Source organism: Helcococcus kunzii ATCC 51366, from assembly GCF_000245755.1.
In the GTDB taxonomy this organism is placed as follows: domain Bacteria; phylum Bacillota; class Clostridia; order Tissierellales; family Peptoniphilaceae; genus Helcococcus; species Helcococcus kunzii.
In genome coordinates, this window is record NZ_JH601088.1 from 99,594 (window position 1) to 112,932 (window position 13,339).

The 13,339-nt window shown below is 29.1% G+C and carries 10 protein-coding genes; all 10 read left to right on the forward strand.

From position 1 onward, the window contains the following. The first annotated feature begins 746 nt into the window (after window positions 1–746). From HMPREF9709_RS00425 to HMPREF9709_RS00470, 10 genes are read left to right on the forward strand one after another with little or no spacing between them, the layout of a single operon-like run. The gene (locus HMPREF9709_RS00425) at window positions 747–2,762 is read left to right on the forward strand and encodes a polysaccharide biosynthesis protein (protein ID WP_005396890.1); all 2,016 of its coding nucleotides are present in this window, start codon (window positions 747–749) and stop codon (window positions 2,760–2,762) included. 46 nt (window positions 2,763–2,808) lie between these two features. After that, entirely contained in the window at window positions 2,809–3,705 is an 897-nt protein-coding gene (locus HMPREF9709_RS00430; protein WP_005396892.1) for an NAD-dependent epimerase/dehydratase family protein, read from the forward strand. 2 nt (window positions 3,706–3,707) lie between these two features. Further along, window positions 3,708–4,916, forward strand: a complete 1,209-nt coding sequence (locus tag HMPREF9709_RS00435; protein WP_005396893.1) for a DegT/DnrJ/EryC1/StrS family aminotransferase — start codon at window positions 3,708–3,710, stop codon at window positions 4,914–4,916. Between the two features lies 1 nt (window position 4,917). Beyond that, window positions 4,918–6,039, forward strand: a complete 1,122-nt coding sequence (locus HMPREF9709_RS00440) for an ATP-grasp domain-containing protein (RefSeq protein WP_005396895.1) — start codon at window positions 4,918–4,920, stop codon at window positions 6,037–6,039. Further along, window positions 6,039–6,626 carry a sugar transferase gene (locus HMPREF9709_RS00445; protein WP_005396897.1) on the forward strand — a complete coding sequence of 196 codons (588 nt, stop codon included), beginning with the start codon at window positions 6,039–6,041 and terminating at the stop codon, window positions 6,624–6,626. The genes HMPREF9709_RS00440 and HMPREF9709_RS00445 overlap by 1 nt, the downstream gene beginning before the upstream one ends. 11 nt (window positions 6,627–6,637) lie before the next feature. Then, window positions 6,638–7,732 (forward strand): glycosyltransferase family 4 protein, encoded by a 1,095-nt coding sequence (locus HMPREF9709_RS00450; RefSeq protein WP_005396903.1) that lies wholly within the window; start codon window positions 6,638–6,640, stop codon window positions 7,730–7,732. Window positions 7,733–7,743: 11 nt separating this feature from the next. Beyond that, the gene (locus tag HMPREF9709_RS00455; RefSeq protein WP_005396904.1) at window positions 7,744–8,832 is read left to right on the forward strand and encodes a glycosyltransferase; all 1,089 of its coding nucleotides are present in this window, start codon (window positions 7,744–7,746) and stop codon (window positions 8,830–8,832) included. Further along, window positions 8,829–11,483, forward strand: coding sequence for a YfhO family protein (locus HMPREF9709_RS00460; protein ID WP_005396905.1), 2,655 nt, complete (start codon window positions 8,829–8,831; stop codon window positions 11,481–11,483). The genes HMPREF9709_RS00455 and HMPREF9709_RS00460 overlap by 4 nt, the downstream gene beginning before the upstream one ends. A gap of 16 nt (window positions 11,484–11,499) precedes the next feature. Then, on the forward strand, window positions 11,500–12,429 hold the full coding sequence (locus HMPREF9709_RS00465) for a glycosyltransferase family 2 protein (protein WP_005396906.1): 930 nt from the start codon (window positions 11,500–11,502) through the stop codon (window positions 12,427–12,429). Between the two features lie 27 nt (window positions 12,430–12,456). Next, window positions 12,457–13,332: a hypothetical protein gene (locus HMPREF9709_RS00470; RefSeq protein WP_005396908.1), complete on the forward strand. Its 876-nt coding sequence runs from the start codon at window positions 12,457–12,459 to the stop codon at window positions 13,330–13,332. Window positions 13,333–13,339 lie beyond the last annotated feature (7 nt).

Here is a 13,339-nt window from a genome sequence, read left to right on the forward strand (position 1 = left end):
CAGAGCAAATTGCCGAAATGTCAAAAGCAGTGGTACAAAAAATGACCTTTAAACAGAGCAAATTGCCGAAATGTCAAAAGCAGTGGTACAAAAAAGTGCGTTTAAACAGAGCAAATGAGTAAAATGTAAAAATGAGAGGTTTAAAAAGCTGCTGATTGTACTGAGCAAAATTAACAAAGTGCAAAAAGCACCGTACAATCAGCTATTTTATTACGGAGCAAAATTAACAAAGTGCAAAAAGCACCGTACAGCCAGCAATTTTACTACAGAGCAAAATCAATAAAGTGCAAAAAGCACCGTACAACCAGCTATTTTACTACGGAGCAAAACGAAGAAAGGAAGAAAAGCTCCGTAAGAGCTTTCCGATTTAGGAGAAATAGATACAAAATTCGTTACTAGATATTATTAAACAGCATTCTATACACTATTCCATGCCCTTGTGTCCTGGAACAACAACTACGCATTCCCATTCAATCATCGCTCCACCATCTTGCGGTCAATACCCACCATTCTTCCAACACCCCCTCCTATCCATATCTTTACATTTTTCTCCCAAAATATTAATATAAAAAAAGAATTTAATTTTTTAATGGATAATAGACAAAAGCAATATAAAAATTTTATTAAATATCCTCAATATAGTATAATGATATGAGTTAATAGAGTTTAATAATTGTTTATTAGATTTGAGATTTAAAGTTATTCTCTATTTTATTTAATAAAAGTAATAGATAAGAAGGAAAGAAATGAAGCAGTTTTATAGAAGTAAAGGAATTAAGGAATGGCATTTGGTTGCCGCAGCATTAGTGATATATGATATAGTAACAATAGTTTTTTCATACACGATTACTATGTTTTTAAGATATGATTTTATGTATTCTTATATTCCTCAGACATTTTTGAATAGTCTTAAAATAGTTATTCCAATAAATGTGATATTGTCGGTAATCATATACTTTAAGTTTAATTTGTATAGAAGTATGTGGAGATTTGCTAGCGTTTTTGAGTTGTTTAGGATAATGACGGCAGTATTGGTTTCATTTATCTTACATACCCTTATAATTGCAATATTCTTTAAGAGAATGCCTATTGTTTATTATGCTTTAGGTGGATTGTTACAATTTGCATTTGCTGCATTGGGGAGATTTTCACATAGGGCATATTTGGTATTTTTATCTAAGAGAGATAATTTGACTAGCGAAGAAGAAACCAAGAATGCAATGATTATTGGTGCGGGTGATGCTGGACAATTGATTTTGTCTGATATTAATAAATCAGCATCTAAGTACAATGTAAAATGTTTTATCGATGATAATCCAAACAAGTGGTCAAGATTTATTAATTCTGTGCCAGTTGTGGGGGGAAGAGATAAGATAATTGAAGTAGCGAAAACTTATAATATAGATACTATTCTTTTGGCTATACCTTCAGGGACACCAAAAGAGATTAATGAGATTTTAGAGATTTGTAAAGAAACGGGATGTGAACTTAAGAAATTACCGGGTATTTATCAATTAGTGACAGGTGAAGTAACTGTCGAAACTCTTAAAGACGTTGAGATTGAAGATTTATTGGGAAGAGATTCAATAAATGTGTTAAATCCTAAAGATTTTAAATATATTGTTGGAAAGACAATATTAGTTACTGGTGGTGGTGGCTCTATAGGTTCTGAATTGTGTAGACAAATTGCAGAACATAGTCCAAATCAATTGATTATTTTCGATATATATGAAAATAACGCATATGAAATTGAACAAGAGTTAAAACGTTGCAAACCAGAGTTAAATCTAAAGGTATTGATAGGCTCTGTTAGAGAAATTGAAAGACTTAAAGAAATTTTTGACGAATTTAAGCCAGATATTGTATATCATGCGGCAGCACATAAACATGTACCATTGATGGAAACAAGTCCTTATGAAGCTATAAAGAATAATGTGTTTGGTACATTTAATGTGGCAATTTGTGCCTTGATATCAAATACACAGAGATTTATTCTGATAAGTACAGATAAGGCTGTAAACCCAACAAATATAATGGGTGCAACTAAGAGAATGTGCGAAATGGTTATACAAACTATGGATAAGGTATCAAAGACCGGAGAGATTGAAATACTTCAAGACAAGATAATGACTTATCCTGAAGAGATTAGAAAGATATTAAATAGCCATAAAGGAAAAGAATTTGAAACAGATTTTGTGGCTGTTAGATTCGGTAATGTTTTGGGTAGCAATGGTTCAGTTATTCCTTTATTTAGAAATCAAATTAAAGAAGGTGGACCAGTTACAGTTACACACCCAGATATTATTAGATATTTTATGACAATTTCTGAAGCAGTAAGTTTGGTGCTTCAAGCAGGAAATATGGCAAGCGGTGGGGAAATATTTGTTTTAGATATGGGAGCTCCAGTTAAGATTGATACACTTGCTAGAAACTTGATTAAATTATCAGGATTAGAGCCTGATAAAGATATTAAGATTGTATACTCTGGATTGAGACCAGGTGAAAAACTTTATGAAGAAAAATTAATGTCAGAAGAGGGACTAAAGAGTACTGATAACGACTTAATCCACATTGGACAACCTATTGAATTTGATTCTATTAAATTTATTGAGCAAATTAGTAAATTACAAAATCTAAGCAATAATGATTTAGAAACACTTCATAGAGTTGTTAAAGATATAGTGCCAACATACCATTCACCAGAGAGTGATATAGAAGCAAATAAAGAAAAATTTGACGAGTTATATAGTGAAGCAAAATAATATATAATGAAAGTATCAAGATAACTAAAACGAAAGGGATGGACATATGAAGAAAATCATTATTTCGGGTGCAAGCGGTAGAGTGGGTAAAGCTCTGCTAGATGTATTGAAAGAAACTGATTATGAAGTCTTTGCAATGACATCAAATCTTGAAAAATTGTCGCAATATAATGAGGGTAATATTAGACCTATATTAAACGATGATTTTTTCGAGTTGGAAGAAGATTTTGAGGATTCAATATTTTTAAATTTGGCTTTTCCAACAAGAAATGATGTTGAGCTAATTAATAGCGCTTTAGAGTTTACTAGAAACATGTATCAGAAATTGTATGATTTAGGTTCTAGATATTTCGTAAACATCTCAAGTCAAAGTGTGTATGATAGAGATAGAATCGAAGAAGCAACTGAAGAAACATATCCAATACCTTTTAATTTATATGGATATGCGAAAATATATTTTGAAAGATTTACTGAAAGTTATTGTTTAGATAGAAATATTAACTATGTAAATCTAAGACTTGCCTCAGTGGTTGGGCCAAATACAGATGTTAGATTAAACAATAAGTTGATAAAAGCATATCTAAATGATGAAGATATCGAAATTAATTTAGATAAACAAATCTATTCATACATTGATATTTGCGATGTTGCCTTAGCACTTAAAGCAATATTTGACGAATATGATAAACTTGAATGGAACACAAACTATAATCTAGGTACAAGATATAAATATTCTGCGAAAGATATTTATGAATCTGTTGAGAAATTAGTAAATCATGAATACAAAGGAAAGCTAAGTTTTGTTGAGGGCGATTTACAAAAGACAAATCAAGTAAATGTAGATAAATTGTACTCAAAGATTACTTGGCGACCAATTTATGATGTAGATAAAACAAATAAAAATATACTTGAAGAAGAACATAAAATAGAAGCGAGGATATAATTATGGATATTAAATTTTCACCACCACACATTACTCAAAAGGAAATAGATAATGTTGTAGAAGTATTGAAATCAGGATGGATTACAACAGGTCCAAAAACAAAGGAATTCGAAAGAGAACTTTCAGAGTTTTACAATACATCAAAAACAATTTGTCTAAACTCTCAGACAGCATGTGCTGAGACAGCATTGAGAATTTTAGGTATTGGTGAAGGAGATGAAGTTATCACATCAGCTTACACATATACAGCTTCAGCTTCAATCATTTATCATGTAGGGGCAAAAATAGTTTTAATTGATACACAAAAAGATAGTTTAGAAATGGATTATGAAGCATTAGAAGCTGCAATTACTGAAAAAACTAAAGCAGTTATACCTGTTGATATTGCGGGGATACCATGCGATTATGATAAAATATTTGAAATAGTTGAAAGAAAAAAAGATTTATTTAAACCAAATAATGAACTACAAGAAAAAATTGGTAGAGTTGCTGTAGTTGCAGATACAGCACATTCATTAGGCGCGTCATATAAAGGTAAAAAGACAGGAAGCGTTGCTGACTTTTCAGGATTTTCATTCCACGCGGTAAAAAACCTTACAACTGCAGAAGGTGGTTCTCTAACTTGGAGAGATATCGAAGGATATGACAATGAAAAAATCTATAAGAAAGGTCAATTGCTTTCACTACATGGTCAAACTAAAGACGCTATGTCAAAAATGGGACTTGGCGCTTGGGAATATGACATTGTTGAACCACTTTATAAGATGAATATGACAGATATCATGGCAGGTATTGGACTTGCTCAATTAGAAAGATATCCAGAAATGCTTGAAAGAAGAAAATCAATCATTAAAAAATATGATGAAGCATTTAGACCATTAGGCATAGAAACATTGGATCATTTCACAGAAGAACATCAATCTTCTGGACATCTTTATATCACTAGGGTCCCAAATATTGAACTAGAAGAAAGAAATGAGATTATTGTAAAAATGGCTGAACAAGGAATTGCATGTAACGTACACTATAAGCCACTTCCATTATTAACAGCATATAAAAATCTAGGTTTCAATATTGAAGATTATCCAAATGCCTACAAACACTATAAGAATGAAATTACACTACCACTTCACACATTATTGACTGATGAAGAAGTAGACTATATTATTGAAAAATACACAGAAATTACTAAAGCATATTTGGAGAAATAATATGAAAAAAGTATTGATATTTGGTGTTGCGCCCGTTCAAATGGATGCAATAATTGAATTGAAAAAACAAGGGTATGAAGTACATGCTATCGCTCAAAAGAGAGATGGTGTTGGTGCAGATTATGCTGATTTTTTTGAAGAAATTAACTTCATGGATACGGATAAAACAATAGAATACATTAAAAAACATAATATCGATGTTGTGTATTCTGTTGGTTCAGATTTAGCAATGCCACAAGCAAGCAAAATAAGTGAAATGCTAGATATGCCTAGATTTGTTTCTGAAGAAACAGCTAGGATATGTAACAATAAAACAATTATGAGACAAACTTTAGGCAATGACTTTGAAGGAAATGTTAAGTTTCAAGTTGTAGATAGTTTAGAACAAAAACCTACTTTAGTGTATCCATTTATTGTAAAACCAGCTGATTCACAAGGACAAAGAGGTATTACAATCGTAAATAATGAAGATGAATACAAAGAAGCTTTTGAATTGGCTTTGTCATATTCAAGATCAGGACTTGTGATAAATGAAGCATATATTAGAGGTACAGAGATTTCTGTTAACTGCTATATGTTAGACGGTAAAATGGTATTTATGGAGTCCTCTGACAGAGATACTTGGGACGAATATTTTGGTTTGATTCATAAACATGAATTACCAGCAAAAGTACTTACAGAAAATTCAGAAAATAAATTAAGAGAGATATTAGAAAATGCTTGTAAAAAAGTAGGTATCAATAATGGACCGATGTATGCACAAGTAAAAGTTGAAAATGATACACCATATATCATTGAAATTACACCAAGATTAGACGGTTGCCACATGTGGAACATTCTTACAAAATATACAGGTGTAAATCTATTGAAGCTTGTATTTAATCATCTTTTGAATGGGGATACAAGCGAATTAGACAACTACAATAGAAAGAAAGAAGATTATACCTTAGAGTTTATTTGCCAAGAGCCAAATACAGCGGCTAAATATGGAGATTATAAAGAAGAGTTAGAAAAATTTGAATCATTCTGTTATTACAAAGAAGGCGACAATATAAGACCTGTAAATAATCAATATGAAAAGATTGGCTATTTTATCTATAAAGGCGATAAACAGGTGATTTAATGTATAGAAATTTTGTGAAGAGATTGTTGGACATTATCATTTCATTTATAGCACTACTTCTTTTAAGTATAGTATTTGTACCAGTTGCACTTGCTATAAAGCTTGAAGATGGTGGTCCAGTCTTCTATTTCGATAGAAGATATGGAAAAGATATGAAAGAATTTATTATGTATAAATTCAGATCAATGAAGGTTAATGCTCCAGATATAAGAAATGAAGATGGCACAACTTACAACTCTGCCAATGATCCAAGAGTTACAAAGGTTGGTAGATTTATAAGAAAAACAAGTATAGATGAATTGCCACAAATTATTAATGTTTTAATTGGACAAATGAGTTTGATTGGACCTCGTCCAAGCCCTTTAGGTGATAAAACTCAATATGGTGAAGAATTTTTTAGAAAGTTTGAAGTTAAGCCAGGTATTACCGGCTATAGCCAAGCATATGTTAGAAATGAAGCATCAATGGAAAAAAGAATAGAGTATGATACATATTATGTAGAAAATATCTCATTTTTACTAGATGTAAAAATCTTTTTTGCAACAATTGGTGCGGTATTTAAGAGTAAAAATATTTATAGAAATTAGCGGAGAATTTTATGAAGATATTGGTAGCTTCTAATTTATATCCTTCGAAAGATTACAAAGCATTAGGGGTATTTGTAAAAAATTTTATTAATGAACTCGACGAAATAGGGTTAGATTATGACACTGTTTTTATTAATTTGAAAAAAGGTAAAGTCAATAAATTGATTTCGTATTTAGTTTATTTCTTGAAGTTTATATTTAAGGGAATATTCAGTAAGTATGATATCTTATATATTCACTATGTTTCACACAATGCGTTACCAGCATTGATAGTAAAGTTTTTTAGAAGAAATGTAAAAATATATGCAAATGCTCACGGAAGTGATGTTATGCCTCAGACAAAAACTCAGGCCAGAATGCAAAAATACGTACAGAAACTATTAGTTAAAGCGGACAAGATAATCGTCCCATCAAATTATTTTATGGAATTAGTTTCTGAAAGATTCGGCATTTCAAAGGATAAATTTAGAATGTATCCTTCTGGAGGCATCAACAACGAAGTGTTTAGACCGATAGAAATAGATGACGATTTTTATAACAAATATCAATTAGATAAAGATAAAAAATATATTGGTTTTGTTTCAAGAATAGCCGAAGGAAAAGGCTGGGATGTATTTCTAAATGCTATGAATAAAGTTGTTCAAAGCAATAAATTAGAAGATTTAGATGCATTAATTGTAGGAAATGGAGAGCAACAAAAAGAATTCCTACAAATGATAGAAGATTTGGGCTTAAAAAATCGTGTTAAATATATTGAGCAAGTGCCACAAACTGAGCTAGCAAAGCTGTATAATGTGATGGAAGTATTTGTATTTCCAACATCCAGAGTTTCAGAAAGTTTAGGTTTAGTTGGTATAGAAGCTATGGCTACAAAGACTAATATTATTGTAAGTGATGTTGCGGCGCCAAAATATATAGTTGATGATGGAGTAAATGGATTTAAATTTGAAGTAAATAACTCTGAAAAACTATATGAAACCATATTAAAATATTTTTCATTAAATGAAGTAGAGAAAGAAAGATTGTCAGACAATGCATATACAACAGCAACTAAATATTTTAGAGAAAATATTAGGGAAGAATTAAAGGACATTTTGACTAATTAGAGGTTGTAGATTTGAAAAAAATATTAATTTATGGATTAACAAAAAATCACGGAGGAATAGAGTCTTTTATATACAATCATCTTAAAGCTATGGACAAATCAGGATTAGAATTACATTTTCTAGTTTATGAAGCACCAGTTTTTTATGATGAGATAAAAGAAATGGGAGGTGTTTTTCACTTTGTAAAAAGACGTGGAGAAGATCTAAAAGAAAATAGACAAAAAACAAAAGAATTATTTGAACAATATGATTTTGATACCATCTGGTTTAATGTTTGTACACTTTCATATATCTATCCTTTGAAATGTGCATTTGAGGCAGGAGTCCCAAATAGGATTGTGCATGTGCATTCTCCAAATGCATCAGGTGGCTGGAAAATGAAACTTGCGCATAATTTCAATAAGATGATATTTAAGAAATATACAAATGTGTATCTAAGTTGCTCAGAAGGTGCGACAGAATATTCTTTTGATAGAAACATTGTTGAAAATAGAGATTATAAGATAATATATAATGCCATCGATATTGAAAAATTTAAGTTTAATGAAAAAAGTAGAGAAGAGATAAGACAAGAGTTACAATTAAATGACGAATTTGTAGTTGGACATGTGGGTAGATTTTCTGATGTTAAAAATCATGATTTTCTACTTGATGTATTTAACGAAATAACTAAATTAGATGATTCAGCAAGACTTGTTTTAGTCGGTGGTGGAGAAAAAGAAGAAGAAATAAGAAATAAAATAGATTTACTAAATCTAAACGAAAAAGTAAAAATTTTAGGTGTGAGAAATGATGCTCATAAGATACTATCCGCAATGGATGCATATGTCTTTCCTTCAAAATATGAAGGACTATCTTTATCCATGGTAGAAGCACAAGCATCAGGTTTGATATGTTTCACATCTACAAATATTAGTGAAGAAAATAAAGTTATAGATCAAGTATATTTCTACGATTTATCAGATAGTCCTAAAAATTGGGCTAAGAAAATACTTGATAAATCTAAAGATTATCCTAGAAAAGACTTTACACAAATCATTGGAGACAAAGGATTTGATATAAATAAAAATGTTAAGGAATTAAAGAAAATACTACTATGAAAAGAAAATTTCCGAATGCAAAAGATAAAAGACTAAATTTAATATTTGTTATAGCAATATTTACAATTATCAGCTTAATAATACATTCACCATATTTAAGAGGCAGGCTATTATTAGGTGTTGATCATGGAGATCCTATTGCGCAGATGTATCCATTTAGGCATTTTATCATAAAGAATTTTGCACGAGGGAATTTTTTTTATTCCTTTAGTTATGGATTAGGTGGAGATTTCTTTACAGAATTATCTTATTATTACACAACTTCACCTATATTTTATTTAGTAGCGATTATTGGTAGAATTACTAGAATTTACAATGGAAGCTTCCTTTCTTCCATGCATTTAGTGTTATTGGCAAGCATACTGACACAAATACTATCTCAAATCTTTATGTATATCTTATTAGAATATGAATACAATAAGGACGGAGATATCAGAAAGAAAAAATTAAACATTATTTCAAGTATCATTTATGGTACGACTACATATTTACTATATAGATATCTAGGTTTTGATTTCATGGCAGAATCATTTGTCTATCTTCCATTAGTCTGTTATGGCATTAGAAAATTTGATAAAGAAAGAAAACCACTTCTTTTCATCATTTCTTTTGGAATAATGGTTATGAGCAATTTCTATTTTGCTTTTATGAATTGTATTTTCATCTTTACATTTATGATGATTTACTCATTTGAATATACAAGCTTTAAGAACTTTATATCTCAAGTATTTGAAAGAGCAAAATTAGTTATTTTAGGATTTGGTATAAGCGCAATAGGATTTTTACCATCAGTTTATGCATTTTTACATTCAGATAGACAACCAGTTGAGACAACTAGCAGATTGTTTGTGAAATTAGATCAAATTCAATATAAATTAAGCTCACTATTTTTAAATCCGAATGTAATAGGTGGAGCAATTTTCCTAGCATTTATCATCTTAATTTATAGTTTCATGTTAAATAAAAACGTATTGAGGAAAAATATCATATCATTACTTTGGTGTGTTTTATTTTTCTCACCTTTAGCTCACTCTATAATGAATGGTTTTTCATATGAATCAGATAGGTGGTATTATCTTATCGCATTTGCTATTTGCTTTGTACTTCCATATAATTTACATAACATTATTGAAAAATCAAAATCTATAGATTTTAATATGAAGATAATTTACGCAATTATTTTATTAATTGGTATGATTTTCTTATTAGGAAGACATCCTTATAGTTTCTATGCTTTAGTTTGTGAACTTATAGTATTGATAATTTTACTATTTATCAATAAAACAAGATACATGATCGACTTCTTGATGATTTTCGTATTAGGAGTTTCACTTATTTATAATAGAGGCTATATCAATTCTAGAAGTCCAGTGTTGAAAGACAATAACTATTATCTAAATAAAGCTACAGGCACATATGGGATAGATTTTAATGATGATAGTTTTTATAGAATTGCAAATAAAAAAGCAGAAAATAATGACTTTATCAGAAGAGAAAACTCTGAAATGATATTAGGAAATAGAGGTACTACTGTGTATAACTCAGTAGTTAACAAGGATTTAATGAAATGGTTTAAGAAAGATCATAATATATGGACTTTCTTTACCTCACCAAGTCATTTTAGAGGTCTTGATAATAGATTGTTTTTAGAAACAATATGGGGTGTAAAATATAAAGTAAACTTCGATAATGATCAAATTAATTACGATAAAAAGACAAAAGATAATAAAATATATTATGAAAATCCAAATAATATAGGTATAGATTTTTGGTATGATAATTACATTCCAAAGGAAAAATATGATAAATTTAGTCACGCCCAAAAAGATGCTGCACTTATGCAGTCTGCAGTGATTGAAGATAAATTAAATATCGATGAAGCAAATTTAGATAAAACGATTGAAAACATTGATGTTGATTTAAATACTGCAGAGATTATAGATGGAAAATTTGAAAATGGTATATTAAAAATACCTTATAAAAAAGGAAAACATGCTGAAGATGCAAATAGAGGTAAAATAATCATTCCATTGAGTGGCAAAAAGGAAAATGGAGAATATTTAATTAGTTTTAGATTAGACTTAATTAATAAAAATATTGAAGATAGAAGACTAAAATATGTACTTGATGTAAATGATAGAAAAATATATAAATACAAAGACACTTATCAATGGACATATTTACAAGATGATTTTACAATAAGAGTGGATGGAAAGGCTGATCAAATTGTAATTAGTCTAACTCCTGGTGAATATAAGTTTTCAAATATTGATTTGAGTTTTAGTTCATACAAAAATTATGAAAAGTGGACAAATAAACTAAATAAGTACAATTTAGAAAATTTAGTGATGAAAGATGATAAAATAGTAGGAGACATTCACAATAAGGAAAATGGTGTATTGGGATTGAGTATACCATATAGTGAAAACTGGAAGATTAGCGTTGATGGTAAACAAGTCAAGACATTAAGGATTGATAATGCCTTAATGGGAGTCTATCTAGAAAAGGGAAATCATAAAGTTGAAATTAAATATGTACCAAAGATATTTTATATCGGTTTAGGTATAAGTCTATTGAGTATAGCATTGGTCACATATTTTTATATAATAAAACCTAAAAAAACTAAAGATGAAACATTTAATAAAAGGTAAAATTATTGGAGGATAAATGAAAAACATCAGTATAATAGTACCTTCATATAATGAGGAAAAAAATATTATTCCTTTTTTTGAACTATGTAAAAAAGAATTAAATAATGAACACAAATATGAATACATTTTTGTAAATGATGGCAGTAGTGATGATACTTTTAATAAAATTAAAGAATTGAAATCAATTTATCCTAATGAAAACATTATTGGTATCAATTTTTCAAGAAATTTTGGTAAAGAATCTGCTATTTTAGCAGGATTAAACTATGCAAATGGTGAATATATCTCCTTGATTGATGCAGATTTACAACAAAATCCAAAATATATTAATGAAATGGTTGATATTTTAGAATATAATGATGACGTGGACGGTGTGTCAGCTTATCAAGATGTTAGAAACGAAGGCGGAGTACTTAAGTTTTTTAAATCTTTATTTTATAACTGGATAAATAAGCTTTCAGATGTTAAGCTAAGAAAAGATGCTTCTGATTTTAGGACATTTAGAAAAGAAATAAGAGATTCAATTGTTTCTATGAATGAATACAATAGATTTTCAAAAGGTATATTTGCATGGGTTGGGTACAATATCGAATACATTCCATACACTGTAGAAGAGAGATTACATGGAAAGACAAAGTGGTCATTTAAGAGCTTAACAAAATATGCTATTGAAGGATTTGTTGGATATAGTACTGCACCATTGAAGTTTTCTACGATATTAGGTATGTTTACATCAATTATTTCAATATTATATTTAATAATTGTAATAATACAAAAATTATTTATTGGAATAGAAGTAGAAGGATTTGCAACAATAATCTGTTTAATTTTGTTTTTTGCAGGAGTTCAACTGCTTAGTTTAGGTATTATTGGAGAATATTTAGCTAAGACATATCTTGAAGTGAAAAAAAGACCTCATTACTTAATTAAAAACGTGATAAAATAATTAGGTAATATATGATATGGAGGAAAGATGAAATCCAAGATACACATAGATAAAAAGGAAATAATAATTACCATTGTTTTAGCAATAGTACTTTCTGTATTATCCATAGTCACACTAAATAAATATAATGAAGTGACAACAGTTAAAGAACAAAAAAAGGCTGACAGTTTGGATAAAACACTATTGAATATTAAGCCAAATATAGAGTATGATGCTGAAGAAGATAAATATAAGATAAATTACCAAAACTCTACTCCAGCTAATATTATCAAAGCGAACTTTTTAGTATTTGATATGAATAGATTTAAAAGACCAATAAATTTTGAAGAAGCTGTTTCAGAATATTCACGTTCAAATAGTATTTTTCTAAATAAAGATGAAATAAATCCTTCAAAAGATTTTATTTTATTGTCAAATGGGGTTTATTCTTACAAAAATAGTATATACTCTTTTACTGTAAATGATGATAAATTAGAATCAGAATTCGTTGGAGAAATGCCATATTTTAGAGAGGGTAAGGCGAGATATTTAGTACCAAAGATTAATATTGTTGAAAAAAATGGGAAAAAATTTATTGAATCATATATGTATAATGTAACAAAAATTGATGTTTTAGATTATGAATTCATCTATGAAGACGCAAAGACTGGAGAAAATTATTCACTAAAATTTGATAATGTACCTAAGGGAAAAAAATCAAAAAAAATAGTGGCAAAGGCTCCAAAATCAGGATTAATCAAAGATGTGGTTCCAAAGGAATCATTTATGAGAATTGTTAATGAAGAAGGAAAAGAATATAATGTAGTATATGACTACTCTACAAATTTAATCTTAGATTTAGACAAGTACGATAAATTAATTAATAAAAATCAAGGTAATAAATATTATGAAGCAAAGAATTAATTACTAT